Consider the following 16214-nt stretch of genomic DNA (forward strand, 5'->3'; position numbering starts at 1 on the left):
TCAGCGGCCGTCCTTTACGTCGTAGATTCTGTTCTTGCCGGTGGTGGTTCCATCAACCGTGTCGAGCCCGAGCTCGGCACGCAACTCGGTTTCCCTGCTCGCCGCCAGGTGACGCACCTCGCCGGCGAAGTCCCTGAGCTGGTCGGCGAGGGTCACCGCGCGGTCGGCGGTGCGCCTGGCCACGTGGTCGGGCCGCAACGACTGAAGCTTACGCATGGTCCAGACCGTGAGGAACGCGCCCAGGGACATGTAGAAGAGCCGCCGGATCATCCGCGTCCCCTCCCGATCGCCCGGCGCTCCACGGCGCGCTCGGCCGCGTGCCGCTCGCTGATCCTGTCTCCGGTTCGAGGGCCGGTGCGGGGGCCGCCGCGGGCGACCCGCCGGGCCGGGACCCTGCGGGCGGCGCGCCGGGCCAGCGCCAGGCGGAAGCCGTCCCTGAAGGCGGAGATCTTGAGCACCGGACCGGCGAACAGCGTGGACGCCACCCCGGTGATCTTGACCATGTTGCCGCTGACGTCACGCATGTTGTCCGTGATCTCCTCGGCCGCCACCAGCCGCCGGTTGGCCTCGGAGACGGTCTGGCTCATGTCGTCGAGGAGCGGGGCGATGCGGTCGCTCAGCTCGGCCACCGACTTGCGGGTCTCGGTCAGCAGTCTGGCCAGCCTGACCAGCACGACGACCATGAAGCAGACCAGGATCACCCAGAAAATGGCGACCACGAGGCCCGCCAGCTCTCCCGCGGTAAGCATGTGCCGATCTCCCTAGATCAACGGAGCTGGAATGGCAAGACCTTACCGCGAACGACCTGCCCGCCGTTCCGCACCACACACTTGGGCTGCTCCCCATCACACACACCGGAGCGCAGATCGGCGGTGCTCAGCCGCCGCGCAGGAAGCTCCGGATCTTCGCCCAGCGCTCGGCGAACCGCGCCTCCGCGCCGTGCGTGGTCGGCTCGTAGTAGCGGCGCTCCCGCAACTCCTCGGGCGCGTAGTCCTGGCGGACGAGGCCGTGCTCGAAGTCATGCGGGTACTGGTAGCCCCTGCCGTGGCCGAGCTTCTTCGCGCCCGGATAGTGGGCGTCGCGCAGGTGGTCGGGGATGCGGCCCACGAGACCGCGCCGCACGTCGTCGGAGGCCGCCCCGATCGCCTTCACGACGGCGTTCGACTTGGGCGCCAGCGCGCAGTGGATGACCGCTTGAGCGAGGTTGATCCTGCCCTCGGGCAGGCCGATGAACTCCACGGCCTGAGCGGCGGCCACCGCGACCTGCAGGCACGTGGGATCGGCCATCCCCACGTCCTCGCTCGCGAAGATCACGATCCGGCGGGCGACGAACCGCGGGTCCTCCCCCGCCTCCACCATCCGGGCGAGGTAGTGCAGCGCCGCGTCGGCGTCCGAGCCGCGCATGCTCTTGATGAACGCGCTGACCACGTCGTAGTGCTGGTCGCCCTGCCGGTCGTAGCGCACGGCCGCCTTGTCGACGGCCTTCTCCACGACCTCCACCGTGACCTCCGCCGTGACCTCGTCGGCCAGCATCGCGGCGGCTTCCAGGTAGGTCAGCGAGCGCCGCGCGTCGCCGCCGGCCAGCCGTACGAGCTGGTCGAGGGCGTCGGGGTGCAGCGTGACGCGCCCGCCGAGGCCGCGCGGGTCGGCCACCGCGCGCTCCAGGACGGCGCGGACGTCGTCTTCTGCCAGCGGCTCCAGCGTGAGCAGCAGCGAACGGGACAGCAGCGGGGAGATGACGGAGAAGAACGGGTTCTCCGTCGTCGCGCCGATGAACGTGACCCAGCGGTTCTCCACCGCGGGCAGCAGCGCGTCCTGCTGCGCCTTGTTGAACCGGTGGACCTCGTCCACGAACAGCACGGTCTGCCTGCCGGTCATGCCGAGCTCGCGGCGGGCCTGGTCGATGGCGGCGCGCACGTCCTTGACCCCGGCGGAGACGGCCGAGATCTCCACGAACCTCCGCTTGGTCGCGCCCGCCACGACGTACGCCAGCGTGGTCTTGCCGGTGCCCGGGGGCCCCCACAGGAACAGCGACATCGGGGCGTCGCTCTCCACCAGCCGGCGCAGCGGCGTGCCGGGCCCCAGCAGGTGCCGCTGGCCGATCACCTCCTCCAGCGAGCGCGGCCGCATCCGCACGGCCAGCGGCTCCTGGCCCCGGTGCGCCTCCTCGGCGGCCGAGTCGAACAGGCTCTCCACATCGCCGACACTACCGTCACTCGCTCCACACGGCCGTCGCGCCCGTGTGCCCGGTCCGTACGACGTAGTAGCCCACGGCCAGGGCGAGGATCACGGCGGCGGCCGACACGACCAGGACGAGGGCCCGCGAGCCGGCGCCCTCGGGGGCGCGGCGGGCCCGGGTGAGCCACACCATCACCAGGGACACGACGGTGAGCACCGCGGTCACCGGCACCAGGATCTCGGCGAGCCCGCTGTGGACCTCGATCGTGTCAGAGGGGTGGCCCTGGAACATCCGGTGCTCCAGCGCCTCCCCGCTCTCCTTGGCCACGAACACCGAGCCGAGCGCCACCACGGCGGTCGCCACCAGGGCCCAGTCGAGCTTGTGCCGCAGGCGGGGCAGCGCGGCGTAGGCGATCGACAGCACCGCGAGCAGCGGCGCGAAGATCACCGCCGCGTGGACGAGGAGGGCATGGGCCGGGAGTCCGAAGACCTGGTCGAACATCGTGCATCGCTCCTGAGACGGCGGCCGGGGCGCGGTTTGCGGGCCGTCCCCCGGTATACGGATTCGCTGAGCAGGAGGTTCCCAGGCGGATCTGAGAGCAAGATGAGCGCAAACTGTCGTGATACCCCTGGGACGCCTGCTTTACACGAAGCCGACGGGATCACGGATAGAGTGGCGCCTCAGTCGTAATAAAAGGGGAAAGGGAAGGCATAGCGGTGACCGACACTGATCGGCAGAAGCAACCGGCTTCGCACGTGAGCACGGCCGGGCGCGCGACCACCCCCCGTCGCCGCCTGCGTGGCACCCTCGGCGCCGGGCTGGGGCTCCTCGTGCTGGCGGGCAGCCTGGCGGCCTGCAGTGACGGCTCGGCCGACAACACAGCCAAGGCCACTCCCTCGGCCTCACCCTCGGCCTCCGATTCCGAGGGTCCTAAGGTGCAGCACACCGAGCTGGCCGGCCCCACGCCGACGGCCAGGCCCACCGACCTGCGTCAGGTCACCTGCCAGTACCGCAAGGACGACACGGGCGCCCCGTCGAAGAACGTGGGCTTCCCGCCCAGCAAGCTGACCAGGAGGGTCATCCTGGCCAAGCAGATGATCATCACGACCAACCAGGGTGAGATCGTCATCGACCTGGCCACCAAGGACGTGCCGTGCGCGGTGAACTCGCTCGCGTTCCTGGCGAGTAAGAACTTCTACGACAACACCGTCTGCCACCGCCTCGCGACGGTGGAGACCGTCGGCCTCGGCATGCTGCAGTGCGGCGACCCCCTGGCCACGGGCAACGGCAAGCGCAAGGAAGACGGCTCGGGCGGCCCCGGCTACCTGTTCGACGACGAGAACCTCGGCGGCATGCCGCTCGTCCGGGGGACCGTCGGGCTGGCGCAGGCCACGGAGGACGCCAACTCCAACGGCAGCCAGTTCTTCATCTCCTTCACCGACGAGAACTCCCAGCTGACCGCAGCGGGCGCCGCCTTCACGATGATCGGCGTGGTGAGCAAGGGGATGAACGTCATCGACAAGATCGCCAAGGGCGGGATCATCCCGTTCAACGGCGACCCCACGGCCGACGTGCGGGGCGAGGGCTCCAACGCCCCCAAGAAGAAGGTCGTGATCAAGGACGTGGCCATCGTCTGACCGGCCCCCGGACACAGGACGGCCCCCGCGACCGGTGTCGCGGGGGCCGTCTCGCGTTCTACTGCGCGGACTCGGGCTTGTCGGCCTTCGGCGTGGCGTCCACGCCGGCCTCCTTGCGCTGCTCCACGCTGATCGGGGTGGGCGCCCCGCTCAGCGGGTCGTAGCCGGACGCCGTCTTCGGGAACGCGATCACGTCCCGGATCGACTCACCGCCCGCCAGCAGCATGCAGACGCGGTCCCAGCCGTAGGCGATGCCTCCGTGCGGCGGCGGGCCGTACTTGAACGCCTCGAGCAGCCAGCCGAACTTGCTCTCGGCCTCCTCCTTGGAGATGCCGAGCACGTCGAACACGCGCTGCTGCATCTCGGCGCGGTGGATACGGATCGAGCCGCCGCCGATCTCCATGCCGTTGCAGACCATGTCGTAGGCGTAGGCCAGGGCCTCGCCGGGGTTGTCCTGGAAGGTGTCGGCCCACTCCGGCTTCGGGGAGGTGAACGGGTGGTGGACCGGGGTCCAGCCGCCCTCTCCGTCCTCCTCGAACATGGGGGCGTCGACGATCCACAGGAACGACCACTGCGACTCGTCGATCAGGTCGCAGCGGCGGCCGATCTCCAGGCGGGCCGCGCCGAGCAGGTCGCGGGAGGCCGCGGGCGCGCCGGCCGCGAAGAAGACCGCGTCGCCGGGCTTGGCGCCGGTCGCCCCGGCGAGGCCGCCCAGCTCGGTCTCCGAGAGGTTCTTGGCCACCGGGCCGCCCAGCGTGCCGTCCTCCTGCACCAGCACGTACGCGAGGCCACGCGCGCCGCGCGACTTGGCCCAGTCCTGCCAGGCGTCGAGCTCCCTGCGGGTCTGCGAGGCGCCGCCCGGCATCACGACCGCGCCCACGTACGGCGCCTGGAAGACGCGGAACGAGGTGCCGGAGAAGTAGTCCGTGAGGTCGGTCAGCTCGACGCCGAAGCGCAGGTCCGGCTTGTCCGAGCCATACCGCGCCATCGCCTCGGCGTACGTCATCCGGGGCAGCGGCGTGGGCAGCTCGTAGCCGAGCGTCTCCTTCCAGATCCGCCCGATGAGCGCCTCGCCCAGCTCGATCACGTCGTCCTGGTCCACGAACGACATCTCGATGTCGATCTGGGTGAACTCGGGCTGCCGGTCGGCCCGCAGGTCCTCGTCGCGGAAGCAGCGGGCGAGCTGGTAGTAGCGCTCCAGGCCGGAGACCATGAGGAGCTGCTTGAACAGCTGCGGCGACTGCGGCAGGGCATACCAGTTGCCCGGCTGGAGCCGTACGGGCACCAGGAAGTCGCGGGCCCCCTCGGGCGTCGAGCGGGTCAGGTTCGGGGTCTCGACGTAGACGAACCCGCGCTCGCGCATGACCTCGTTGGCGAGGTAGGTCGCCTGCGAGCGCATCCGCAGCGCGTCGGCGATCCGCTGGCGGCGGATGTCGAGGTAGCGGTACTTCAGCCGCGCCTCCTCCGACACGCCCGCGCTGCCCTCGATCGGGAACGGCAGCGGCGCCGACTCGCTCAGCACCTCCACCTCGGAGGCGACGACCTCGATCTCACCCGTGGGCAGATCGGGGTTCTCGTTGCCGGCCGGGCGCTGGCGTACCTCGCCTGTGACCTTCACGCAGTACTCCGCGCGCAGGTCGTGGGCGTGGTCTTCCTCCCGGAAGACCACCTGGGCCGAGCCGGAGGCGTCGCGCAGGTCGATGAAGACCACGCCGCCGTGGTCGCGCCGGCGCGCCACCCATCCGGCGAGCGTCACCTTCTGGCCCGCGTGCTCCTTGCGGAGCGTGCCTGCCTCGTGGGTGCGGATCACGAGAGTTTCCCCTTCAAGAACTCGACGACCTCCGCGAGCGGAACCGCGGTCTGGTCGGCTGTGGTCAGGTCCTTCACTTGCACGGCGCCCGCCTCGATATCTCGGTCGCCGAGGATGAGCGCGTACCGCGCGCCGCTGCGGTCGGCGGCCTTCATCGCGCCCTTGACGCCACGGCCGCCGAAGGCCATGTCGACCGCGAGACCGGCCCGGCGCAGCTCGCTCACGAGCGGGAACACGCGCCGCCTGGCCTCCTCGCCGAGCGGCACGGCGAACACCTCGACGCCGCGGGGGCGCTCGGCCAGCAGGCCCTCGGCCTCCATCGCCAGCACCGTGCGGTCCACCCCGAGGGCCCAGCCCACGCTCGGCAGCGCCGGGCCGCCGATCTGCTCGCTCAGCCCGTCGTAGCGTCCTCCCCCGCCGACCGCCGACTGGGCGCCCAGGCCGTCGTGCAGGAACTCGAAGGTCGTGCGCGTGTAGTAGTCCAGGCCGCGCACGAGCCGGGGGTCGTCCTCGTACGCCACGCCGGCGGCCGTCAGCAGGCCCCTGACCTCCTCGTGGTAGGCCTTGCAGGCCCCGCACAGGTGATCGGTGACCAGCGGCGCGTTCTCCAGCTGCGCGCGCACCTCGGGGCGCTTGTCGTCGAGCACCCGCAGCGGGTTGATCTCGATCCGGTTGCGGGTGGGCTCGTCGAGGTCCAGGCCGCGCAGGAAGTCCTGCAGCGCGGCGCGGTAGGCCGGCCGGCACTCCTTGCAGCCCAGCGAGTTCAGCAGCAGCCGGACGCCGCGCAGGCCCAGCGAGGCGTAGCCGTCCATCGCCAGCACGATCAGCTCGGCGTCGAGCGCCGGGTCCTCGGCCCCCAGGGCCTCCGCCCCCACCTGGGAGAAGTGGCGGTAGCGCCCCGCCTGGGCCCGCTCGTAGCGGAAGTAGCTGCCCGAGTACCAGAGCTTGATCGGCAGCGGCCCGCCGTACAGGCCGTGTTCGAGCACGGCCCGCATCACGCTCGCGGTGCCCTCGGGGCGCAGTGTCAGCGACTGGCCGCCCCGGCTCGTGAACGTGTACATCTCCTTGGTCACGATGTCGGTCGACTCGCCGACGCCGCGCGAGAACAGCGCCGTGTCCTCGAAGGCCGGCGTCTCGATGTAGCCGTAGCCGGCGCGGCGGGCCGGCGCGGCCAGGGCGTCCCGTACGGCGAGAGCCCACTCCGAACGCGGGGGCATCCAGTCGAAGGTGCCCTTGGGCGCCTGAAAGGTCATCACAATCCCCTGGTCGGGCCGGCGTGCGGCGCGACGTCCCTGAGGAAGGGGTTGGTCGCGCGCTCGCGGCCGATGGTCGTCTGAGGTCCGTGGCCGGGCAGGACCGTGGTCTCGTCCGGCAGCGTCAGCGTCTTGGCGAGGCTGCGCAGGATGGCGGCGTAGTCGCCGCCGGGCAGGTCGGTACGGCCGATGGAGCCGGCGAACAGCAGGTCGCCCGCGAACAGGACCTGGGAGTCCTCGACGGGCGCCCGGAACGTCACCGACCCCCAGGTATGGCCCGGCCTGTGCTCGACCGTGAACTCGAGCCCGGCCAGCGACAGCACGGCCCCGTCGGCCAGCTCCCGCACGTCGTCGGGCTCGGAAAGTTTCAGTCCGCCGAACGCCTGGCCCGCCTGCGGCGGGAATCCCTTCGCCGGGTCCGACAGCAGATCGCGGTCCTCCGGGTGGATCCACGCGGGCACGTCGCGGGCGCCGCACACCGGGGCCACCGACCACACATGATCGATGTGGCCGTGGGTGAGCAGCACCGCGACCGGCTTCAGCCGGTGCTCGCGCAGCAGCGCGTCGAGATCCTCCACGGCATCCTGACCTGGGTCGATGACCACGCACTCCTCGCCTGCTGCGGGAGCGACGACGTAACAGTTGGTCTGGAACGACCCTGCGGGAAACCCGGCGACGAGCACGGAAGCGGCCTCTGCGTCTCTACGGATCAATCAAGGATTGCGCGAGCGAATGTAACCGAAGGGTACCGGTGCGGGTCGGCAGGCTGCGAACCAATACCCGTCAGCCGATACGATTCGCCCACCTCAATAGTCATTCTTGGAGCAGTCGAGCCGGATGCTATAGAACAGGCCGCCGTTCCCGGAGCACCTCCCGGGTGCGGCGGGCACGCGCCGGCGAGATCGCGTCCGGGCGTACGACCATGGGAAACAGGACGAGTCGGGAGGTCGAAGTGGTCACCGGCAAGGACCGGCAGAAGCAGCTGGCCCGGGAGCACTACGAACGGCAGCTGCAGGCACGCGTGGAGCGCGAGCAGAAGTCGCGGCGCAACGCGATCATAGGCACCACCGCGGCCGTGGTGGTGGTGATCGGCGGCGTGGTGGCGGCGACGACCCTCCTCGGCCGCGACGACAGCGACGCCACCGCGGCCGCGTCGCCGTCGGCGAGCATCAAGCCCGCGGTGGCCGACCCCAAGCCGTACGACCCGGTCAAGGGCACCTGCGGCTACGTCGCCGACGAGGGCAGCGGCCAGGTCAAGAACGTCGGCGCGCCGCCGGAGAAGGTGAGCACCGCCCCGGCGACCATGACCATCAGGACCAACCTCGGCGACATCGTCGCGAGGCTGGACAGCGAGAAGGCGCCCTGCACGGTCAACTCGTTCAAGTTCCTGGCTTCCAAGGACTACTTCGACAACACGAAGTGCCACCGGATGGGCACGGACTTCCCGATCCTGCAGTGCGGCGACCCGCTGGCCAAGGCCGACGGCAAGAACCCGACCGACGGCCAGGGCGGCCCGGGCTACCGCTTCGCCAACGAGAACCTCGCGGGCGCGAAGTACACCCGGGGCGTGCTCGCGATGGCGAACAGCGGCCCGAACACCAACGGAAGCCAGTTCTTCATCGTGTTCGGGGACACCGGACTGACGCCCGACTACACGCCTTTCGGTACGGTGACCAAAGGACTCGAAATCGTGGACAAGGTCGCCAAGAAGGGCGTCATCCCCAGTGCCGGCGGGGACGGCACTGGTGCCCCGAAGCAGCCCGTGGTCATCAAAGACGTGACAATCACCAGCAAGAGCTGACGTAATACAACCAAGGGCACATCGAGCCCTGGAGGCTGATTCAAGTGCGGGAGGACACGGTGAGCACCGACCCGTGGGGCCGGGTAGACGAGGACGGCACCGTCTACGTGCGTACGGCTGAGGGAGAACGGGCCGTCGGGTCCTGGCAGGCCGGTGAGCCGGAGGAGGCACTGGCCTACTACCGCCGGAAGTTCGACGAGCTGGCGGGCCAGGTGCAGCTCCTCGAGCAGCGGGTGCGCGGCACCGACCTCGCGCCGGCCCAGGCCGAGTCGAGCATCGTCAAGCTGCGTGAGTCGGTGGCCGAGGCGCACGCGGTCGGCGACCTCGGCTCGCTGCAGGACCGGCTGACGGCGCTGACCGAGCTGGTCGGCAAGCGGCGCGAGGAGCTGCGGGCCGCGCGCGACCAGGCCCGGGCGCACGCGCGTGAAGTGAAGGAGCGCATCGTCGCCGAGGCCGAGCGCATCGCCGAGGAGACGACGCACTGGAAGTCCGGCGGCGAGCGGCTGCGGCAGCTCGTCGAGGAGTGGAAGGCCGCCGAGCGGGTCGACCGGGCCACCGAGGCGACGCTGTGGAAGAAGCTGTCCACGGCGCGTACGGCCTTCGCCAAGCGGCGCAAGGCGTACTTCTCCTCGCTCGACCAGCAGCGCGACGCGGTGCGCGGCACCAAGGAGCGCATCGTGAGCGAGGCGGAGGCGCTGGCGGACTCGACGGACTGGAACGCCACCGCGGCGGCCTACCGGGAGCTGATGCGCGAGTGGAAGGCCGCCGGGCGCGCCTCCCGTGAGGTCGAGGACGAGCTGTGGGCGCGTTTCAAGGGCGCCCAGGACCAGTTCTTCCAGGCCCGCTCGGCGGTGTTCGCGGAGCGGGACGCCTCCTTCGCGGCCAACGCGGAGGTGAAGGAGGCCCTGCTGGCCGAGGCCGAGAAGCTGCTGCCGGTCACCGACGCGCGTACCGCGCGCTCGGCGCTGCGGGGCATCCTGGAGCGCTGGGAGGCCGCGGGCCCGGTGCCGCGCGACCAGCGCGACCGCCTGGAGGGCGGGCTGCGCAAGGTCGACGACGCGGTCCGCAGGGCCGAGGACACCGAGTGGAAGCGCTCCAACCCCGAGGCCAGGGCCCGCGCCCAGGACACGGTCAACCAGCTCCGCAGGTCCATCGACCAGCTGGAGACGCGGCTGGCCAAGGCCCAGACGGCCGGCCGGGACAAGGATGTCAAGGAGGCGGAGGAGGCCCTGTCCGCCCGCCGCTCCTGGCTCCAGGAGGCGGAGCGGACGCTCGCCGAGTTCTCCTGACCCGCTTCCAGCGCGTCCCGGCGTGACCTCGTGGCACGCCGGGATTCGCATGTCCGCCGCCGCTTCGTGAGGACGCGCCCCGCCGCCGGGCAGGGGCCGTCCGGTCATCGGCCCGCCGGGCCGTGGTGCCGGCCTCCGCCATCGGTTCGCCGGGCCGTGGTTCCGGCCTGAGGCCGTCAGCTGGTGACGCGGTAGACGTCGTAGACGCCCCCGACGTTGCGCACCGCCTTGAGCACGTGGCCGAGGTGCTTGGGGTCGCCCATCTCGAAGGTGAACTTGCTGATCGCCACCCGGTCGCGGCTGGTCGTCACCGAGGCCGACAGGATGTTCACGTGCTGGTCGGACAGGGTCCGCGTGACGTCCGACAGCAGGCGGGGCCGGTCGAGCGCCTCCACCTGGATGGCGACGAGGAAGACCGAGTCGTCCCCGGGCGACCAGGAGACCTCCACCAGCCGGTCGGGGTGGGCGTTGAGCTGCTCCACGTTGGGGCAGTTGGTGCGGTGCACGGAGACGCCGTGCCCCCGCGTGACGAACCCGACGATCTCGTCCCCCGGAACCGGGGTGCAGCAGCGCGACAGGCGGACCCACACGTCCGGGTCGCCCGCGACCATCACGCCGGCGTTCGAGTTGGCCCTCAGACGGCCCTTGAGCCGCGTGGGGACCTGGGCCTCGGCGATGTCCTCCTCGGCCCCCTCGACGCCGCCCAGGGCCTGTACGAGCTTGTCCACGACCGACTGTGCGGTGAGGTGTCCCTCGCCGACGGCCGCGTACAGGGCCGAGACGTCGGCGTAGCGCAGGTCCCTGGCCAGGGCCAGCAGCGCCTCGCCGGACATCAGGCGCTGCAGCGGCAGGCCCTGCTTGCGCATGGCCCGCCCGATCGCCTCCTTGCCCGCCTCGATGGCGGTCTCGCGGCGCTCCTTGGTGAACCACTGGCGGATCTTGTTGCGGGCCCGGCCGCTCTTGACGAACTTGAGCCAGTCCCTCGACGGCCCGGCGTCCGGCGACTTCGACGTGAAGATCTCGACGGTGTCGCCGTTGCCGAGGCGGGACTCCAGCGGGACCAGCCTGCCGTTCACCCGCGCGCCGATACATCGGTGGCCGACCTCGGTGTGCACGGCGTACGCGAAGTCGACGGGGGTGGCGCCCTCGGGCAGGGCGATCACCTGGCCGCGCGGGGTGAAGACGAACACCTCCGAGACCGACAGGTCGAAGCGAAGCGACTCCAGGAACTCCCCGGGGTCGGAGGTCTCCTTCTGCCAGTCCAGCAACTGGCGGAGCCAGGCCATGTCGTTGACCTGCTTGACCTTGCCGGCGCCGGCGCCGGTCATCTCCTCCTTGTACTTCCAGTGCGCGGCCACGCCGTACTCGGCGCGGTTGTGCATGGCCCGCGTGCGGATCTGGAGCTCGATGGCCTTGCCCTCGGGTCCCATGACCGTCGTATGGAGCGACTGGTACATGTTGAACTTGGGCATGGCGATGTAGTCCTTGAACCGCCCCGGCACCGGCTTCCACTGGGCGTGGATCGTTCCGAGCGCGGCGTAGCAGTCGCGGACCGTGTCGACCAGCACGCGGATGCCCACCAGGTCGTAGATGTCGTCGAAGGCCACGCCCTTGGCGATCATCTTCTGGTAGATCGAGTAGTAGTGCTTGGGCCGGCCGCGCACGGTCGCCTTGATCTTCGCCTCGCGCAGGTCGGCGGAGACCTTCTCGATGACCTCGTGCAGGAACAGGTCGCGGCGCGGCGCGCGCTCCGACACCATCCGGGCGATCTCGTCGTACCGCTTCGGGTAGAGCATGGCGAACGCGAGGTCCTCCAGCTCCCACTTGATGGTGTTCATGCCGAGCCGGTGGGCCAGCGGCGCGAAGATTTCCAGCGTCTCGCGGGACTTCTGCTGACGCTTGTGCTCGGGCATGTAGCGCATGGTCCGCATGTTGTGCAGCCGGTCGGCCAGCTTGATCACCAGCACGCGGATGTCGCGCGACATCGCGACGACCATCTTGCGCACGGTCTCGGCCTGCGCCGCGTCGCCGAACTTCACCTTGTCGAGCTTGGTCACGCCGTCGACGAGCAACGCGATGTTGTCGCCGAAGTCGGCTCGTAACTCGTCGAGGCTGTAGGCGGTGTCCTCGACGGTGTCGTGCAACAGGGCGGCGCACAGCGTCTCGTCGTCCGTGCCCAGCTCCGCCAGGATCGTCGCCACCGCGAGCGGGTGGGTGATGTACGGGTCGCCGCTCTTGCGCTTCTGATCGCGGTGGTGATAGGCGGCGACGTCGTACGCGCGCTCGATCAGCCGCAGGTCTGCTTTGGGATGAGTGGCACGGACCGTCTTGAAGAGCGGTTCCAACACCGGATTCATGGCACCCCACTGCCCCCCGAAACGGGCGAGCCTCCGTCGCGTGGCCGGCGACGCCGGCTTGTCCTCCGGGACCGCCGCGGGGTCGCGCGCCGCGTCGGGGGGCACGTCTGCGACGGGCTCGGGGGCGTCGCGGGAGATCACTCCGCGATCGACCCGCGCGCTGTCGGGCACGACCACATCACGGGGCACACAGACTCCTCACGTCGAGTCCAGATTCCACAGTGTATCCGTGCTGCCACAGCACTCTCGGCCGCGTGCCCCTGACCGGCCCGCGCGGCTCAGACGGCGAGCAGGGTGCGGACGTCCAGGCCCGGCAGCCGGTCGCGGCCGGAGAGGAAGGACAGCTCCATCAGGAAGGACACGGCCACGACCTCCGCGCCCGTCCTTCTGACCAGCTCCACGGCCGCCCGGGCCGTGCCGCCCGTGGCGAGGACGTCGTCCACGATCAGGACCCGGTCGCCGGGGTCGAAGGCGTCGGCGTGCACCTCGATCGTCGCGGAGCCGTACTCGAGATCATAGGACGCCTCGTACGTGTCGGCGGGCAATTTGCCCTTTTTGCGCACTGGTACGAACCCGGCGCCGCTGCGGTAGGCCACCGGCGCGGCGAGGATGAAGCCCCGCGCCTCGATGCCGACCACCTTGTCGAACGCCAGGCCGTCCCCGAGCTCGCCCACGACCTGCGTGAAGGCCGCGTGGTCCGCCAGCAGCGGGGTGATGTCCTTGAAGAGGATGCCCGGCTTGGGGTAGTCCGGGACATCCCTGATAAGAGCCGTCCAGTCAGTCACGACGCCCAAGCCTAGTGCCGCGACCGGCGAGATCCGCCCGGACGGAGCGGTGTCCAGAGTGGTGCATCGCAAGGCGGAGGAGGAGCTCGTCGCCGGAGGCTACGGGCGGTCTTCCCGGGCCCCGCGCAGATTCCGAGCTCGCGAGGAATCTCCGCGGGTGGGGGCGACAACGCGGCGAGGTGCCGCTCTGGGCGACGTGACGGGGCAAAGATCGGCGGGAGGGGCACCGACAGGGAGACCGGAACACGAAAGCGCCCCCGGAACCGGGCGGGTTCCGGGGGCGCCTGCGACGAGCCGGGATCAGCGCTTCTTGCGCTTCTCCGTGGCCGTCGTGGCGACGTTCTGCGAGCCGGCGGAGACGGTCTCCTTGGCCGTACGGGCGGCCTTGGCTGCGGCGACCTCCTTGGCGTGCACCCGCTGGGCCAGGGCCTGCCACTTGGGCTCCCGCTCCTTGAGCGTGACCAGGATCGGCGTCGCCACGCACAGGGACGAGTAGGTGCCGACGATCATGCCGACGAACAGGGCCAGCGACAGGTCCTTCAGCGTGCCGGCGCCGAGCAGCGTGGTGCCGATGAACAGGATCGCCGCCACCGGCAGGATCGCCACCAGCGAGGTGTTGAGCGACCGGATCAGCGTGTGGCTGAGCGCGTTGTTGGCGGCCTGCGTGTAGGTCATCTTCGCGCTCGTGCCGAGCTTGCCCGTGACCTCCTTGATCATGTCGAAGACGACGACCGCGTCGTACAACGAGTAACCGAGGATCGTGAGGAAGCCCAGCATGGTCGCCGGGGTGACCTCGAAGCCCGACCAGGCGTAGACGCCCGCGGTGATCACGAGGTCGTGGACGAGGGCGACGATCGCCGCGAGGGCCATCCGCCACTCGAAGGCCACCGACAGGTACAGCATGATCGCGATCATGAAGACCACGAGACCGATCCAGGCCTTCTGCGAGACCTCGCCACCCCAGGTCGCGCCGATGACCTGCGAGCTGACCTGGTCCTCCGTGACGCCGTACTTCTTGGCGATCGTGCTCTGGACCTTGGTCACCTCGTCGCCCTTGAGGCTCTCGGTGGTGACCCGCCAGTTCGGGCCGGCCTCCTGCACGATGACCTGGTGGACCCCGGCGTCCGCGACGGTCTCGCGGACCTGCTCGATGCTGGAGCCGGGCGTGCGCGTGAAGTCGAAGACCGAGCCGCCGCGGAACTCCACGCCCAGGTTCAGCCCGTTCAGCGCCAGGCCCAGGATGGAGACGGCCAGCAGGAACACCGACAGGCCGTACCAGATCTTGCGCTTGCCGACGAAGTCGATGTTGATGTCGCCGCGGTAGAGGCGGCTGATCACGCCCGGCATCACGCCTCCTGCAGGGTCTGCTCGGCGGGGCTGGTGCGGCCCATGCGCTCCGCGTCGAGTCCGGACAGCTTGTGGCCCTTCGAGAAGAAGCGCAACCGCGCCATGAGGGACATCAGCGGCTTGGTGAACAGGAACACCACCACGATGTCGATGAGCGTCGTCAGGCCCATCGCGAACGCGAAGCCGGCCACGTCGCCGACCGCGAGGAAGAAGAGCACCACCGCGGCGATGAACATGACGGCGTCGGCGACCAGGATGGTGCGCCGGGCGCGCCGCCAGGCAACCTCCACCGCCGACCGCAGCGTGCGGTGGCCCTCCTTGATCTCGTCGCGGATCCGTTCGAAGTAGACGATGAACGAGTCCGCGGTGATGCCGATCGAGACCACCAGACCGATGATGTGCGGCAGCGAGAGCCGGAAGCCTGCGTTGTGGCTCAGCACGTCCACCGTCAGGTATGTGAACACGGTGGCCACGCAGAGGCTGGCTATGCCGATGAGCCCCAGGCCGCGGTAGTAGAGCAGCAGGTAGATCATGACGACGATCAGGCCGAGCGCGCCGGCGATGAGGCCGCCGTTGAGCTGGTCCTGGCCGAGGGTCGAGGAGACCGAGACGACCGAGCTCTGCTGGAACTTCAGCGGCAGCGCGCCGTACTTGAGCTGGTCGGCCAGCTCGGTGGCGGTCGTCTGCGTGAAGCTGCCGGAGATGCGGGCGCTGCCGCCGGGGATGGCCTCCTCGATCGTCGGAGCGACGATGACGACGCCGTCCAGCACGTTGGCGAGCTGGTTGCGCGGGGCCGGCAGGCTGGTGATGCGCCGGGTGATGTCGGCGAACTGGGTGGCACCCTTCGACTTGAAGTCGACCTGGACGATCCACTCACCGGTGGTGGGGTCGGTGCCCGACTGCGCGCCGCTGATCTCGGTGCCCTGCACCGCGGCCTTGTCCAGGATGTACCGCGCCGAGCCGTCGTCGCTGCAGGCGACGATCTGCTTGTTCGGGTCGTCGACGGCGCCCTGGCCGCGGTTCTTCGCGGTGCAGTCGATCGTGCGGAACTCGGCGAGCAGCGCCGGGTCGATGCCGCTGGTGTCCTGACCGGCCAGTGGGTCGCCCGTGTCCTGCGGAGCGGCCGTCGGCGTGGGGCTGGGAGCCGCCGAGGGCGAGGCCTTGGCCCTGTGGTTCGCCCGGGCGGTCCCTGCGCCCGCCCTGCGGTGGGTCGTGGCCCTCGTCGAGGTGCTCGGCTCCGGCGACGGCGCGGTCAGCGCCTTCGACAGGGCACGGCCCGCCGGAGACGCGTTGCCGTTCGGGGCCCCGCTCTCCCTGGCCGGCGTGGACGCCTTCGAAGTGGCCGCGGGCGTCGTCGCCGCCGCCGACCCGCTGGGCGTGGGAGCCGCGGTGGGCACCTGAGCCGGCTGGTTCGTGGCGGCGGCCACCGCGAGCACCTGCCGCATGCGCAGTTCGGCGGTGGTCGACACCAGCCGCAGCGCCTCGTCACGGCCCGCGCCCGGGATCTGGATCACGATGTTGTCGTTCGACTTCGCGACCTGGGCGTCGGAGATGCCGGTGCCGTTGACGCGCTGCCGGATGATCGTCACGGCTCGGTCGAGGCTCTCCTGCGACGGCGTCTTCCCGTTCGCCATGACCGGCGTGAGCGTCACGGTGGTGCCGCCCGCGAGGTCGAGGCCGAACTTGGGGACGAACGCCTTCTGGAGGGCGACCGTCGCGCCCATGACGAGGATGAGCGCAAGGAGCAACAGGAGTG

At 70.4% G+C, this 16214-nt stretch carries 14 protein-coding genes; 3 read left to right on the forward strand and 11 right to left on the reverse strand.

Annotation, left to right across the window (positions count from 1 at the left end; translation table 11 throughout):
• From FH610_RS14810 to FH610_RS14825, 4 genes are all read right to left on the reverse strand, one after another.
• Nucleotides 1-270: a hypothetical protein gene (locus FH610_RS14810; RefSeq protein ID WP_139575013.1), complete on the reverse strand. Its 270-nt coding sequence runs from the start codon at nt 268-270 to the stop codon at nt 1-3.
• Nucleotides 267-749, reverse strand: coding sequence for a DUF948 domain-containing protein (locus tag FH610_RS14815; protein WP_139575014.1), 483 nt, complete (start codon nt 747-749; stop codon nt 267-269). The genes FH610_RS14810 and FH610_RS14815 overlap by 4 nt, the downstream gene beginning before the upstream one ends.
• Before the next feature lie 127 nt (nt 750-876).
• Nucleotides 877-2196 carry a replication-associated recombination protein A gene (locus tag FH610_RS14820; RefSeq protein WP_139575015.1) on the reverse strand — a complete coding sequence of 440 codons (1320 nt, stop codon included), beginning with the start codon at nt 2194-2196 and terminating at the stop codon, nt 877-879.
• A gap of 16 nt (nt 2197-2212) precedes the next feature.
• On the reverse strand, nt 2213-2680 hold the full coding sequence (locus tag FH610_RS14825; RefSeq protein ID WP_139575016.1) for a DUF2231 domain-containing protein: 468 nt from the start codon (nt 2678-2680) through the stop codon (nt 2213-2215).
• A gap of 215 nt (nt 2681-2895) precedes the next feature.
• On the opposite strand from FH610_RS14825, the gene FH610_RS14830 reads away from it, so the two are divergent.
• Nucleotides 2896-3816 (forward strand): peptidylprolyl isomerase, encoded by a 921-nt coding sequence (locus FH610_RS14830; protein WP_139575017.1) that lies wholly within the window; start codon nt 2896-2898, stop codon nt 3814-3816.
• Nucleotides 3817-3874: 58 nt separating this feature from the next.
• Here the strand turns inward: FH610_RS14830 and aspS are convergent, their stop codons facing one another.
• From aspS to FH610_RS14845, 3 genes are read right to left on the reverse strand one after another with little or no spacing between them, the layout of a single operon-like run.
• The gene (gene aspS / locus FH610_RS14835; protein ID WP_139575018.1) at nt 3875-5626 is read right to left on the reverse strand and encodes an aspartate--tRNA ligase; all 1752 of its coding nucleotides are present in this window, start codon (nt 5624-5626) and stop codon (nt 3875-3877) included.
• Nucleotides 5623-6879, reverse strand: a complete 1257-nt coding sequence (gene hisS / locus FH610_RS14840) for a histidine--tRNA ligase (RefSeq protein WP_139575019.1) — start codon at nt 6877-6879, stop codon at nt 5623-5625. Before hisS ends, aspS begins: the two co-directional genes overlap by 4 nt.
• Nucleotides 6879-7562 carry an MBL fold metallo-hydrolase gene (locus FH610_RS14845; protein WP_139575321.1) on the reverse strand — a complete coding sequence of 228 codons (684 nt, stop codon included), beginning with the start codon at nt 7560-7562 and terminating at the stop codon, nt 6879-6881. The genes hisS and FH610_RS14845 overlap by 1 nt, the downstream gene beginning before the upstream one ends.
• A gap of 269 nt (nt 7563-7831) precedes the next feature.
• On the opposite strand from FH610_RS14845, the gene FH610_RS14850 reads away from it, so the two are divergent.
• Both FH610_RS14850 and FH610_RS14855 read left to right on the forward strand, forming a co-directional pair.
• The gene (locus FH610_RS14850) at nt 7832-8680 is read left to right on the forward strand and encodes a peptidylprolyl isomerase (protein WP_139575020.1); all 849 of its coding nucleotides are present in this window, start codon (nt 7832-7834) and stop codon (nt 8678-8680) included.
• A 59-nt stretch (nt 8681-8739) separates the two neighbouring features.
• Nucleotides 8740-9969, forward strand: coding sequence for a DUF349 domain-containing protein (locus tag FH610_RS14855; protein WP_139575021.1), 1230 nt, complete (start codon nt 8740-8742; stop codon nt 9967-9969).
• 176 nt (nt 9970-10145) lie between these two features.
• Here the strand turns inward: FH610_RS14855 and FH610_RS14860 are convergent, their stop codons facing one another.
• From FH610_RS14860 to secD, 4 genes are all read right to left on the reverse strand, one after another.
• On the reverse strand, nt 10146-12326 hold the full coding sequence (locus FH610_RS14860) for a RelA/SpoT family protein (protein ID WP_139575322.1): 2181 nt from the start codon (nt 12324-12326) through the stop codon (nt 10146-10148).
• A gap of 278 nt (nt 12327-12604) precedes the next feature.
• Nucleotides 12605-13111: an adenine phosphoribosyltransferase gene (locus FH610_RS14865; protein ID WP_139575022.1), complete on the reverse strand. Its 507-nt coding sequence runs from the start codon at nt 13109-13111 to the stop codon at nt 12605-12607.
• 300 nt (nt 13112-13411) lie between these two features.
• Nucleotides 13412-14458 (reverse strand): protein translocase subunit SecF, encoded by a 1047-nt coding sequence (secF, locus tag FH610_RS14870; RefSeq protein ID WP_139575023.1) that lies wholly within the window; start codon nt 14456-14458, stop codon nt 13412-13414.
• Complete coding sequence (secD, locus tag FH610_RS14875; RefSeq protein ID WP_338104548.1) at nt 14458-16206, reverse strand: protein translocase subunit SecD; 1749 nt, start codon at nt 16204-16206, stop codon at nt 14458-14460. The genes secF and secD overlap by 1 nt, the downstream gene beginning before the upstream one ends.
• Between the last annotated feature and the right edge of the window lie 8 nt (nt 16207-16214).

The sequence above is a fragment of the Microbispora catharanthi genome, assembly GCF_006334915.2.
In the GTDB taxonomy this organism is placed as follows: domain Bacteria; phylum Actinomycetota; class Actinomycetes; order Streptosporangiales; family Streptosporangiaceae; genus Microbispora; species Microbispora catharanthi.

Bases quoted from the DNA above. Each gene is read 5' to 3' on its own strand.
- FH610_RS14825 (WP_139575016.1), bottom strand. From the start codon at position 2,680: ATGTTCGACCAGGTCTTCGGACTCCCGGCCCATGCCCTCCTCGTCCAC.
- hisS (WP_139575019.1), bottom strand. From the start codon at position 6,879: ATGACCTTTCAGGCGCCCAAGGGCACCTTCGACTGGATGCCCCCGCGT.
- FH610_RS14860 (WP_139575322.1), bottom strand. From the start codon at position 12,326: ATGAATCCGGTGTTGGAACCGCTCTTCAAGACGGTCCGTGCCACTCAT.
- FH610_RS14815 (WP_139575014.1), bottom strand. From the start codon at position 749: ATGCTTACCGCGGGAGAGCTGGCGGGCCTCGTGGTCGCCATTTTCTGG.
- FH610_RS14810 (WP_139575013.1), bottom strand. From the start codon at position 270: ATGATCCGGCGGCTCTTCTACATGTCCCTGGGCGCGTTCCTCACGGTC.
- secF (WP_139575023.1), bottom strand. From the start codon at position 14,458: ATGCCGGGCGTGATCAGCCGCCTCTACCGCGGCGACATCAACATCGAC.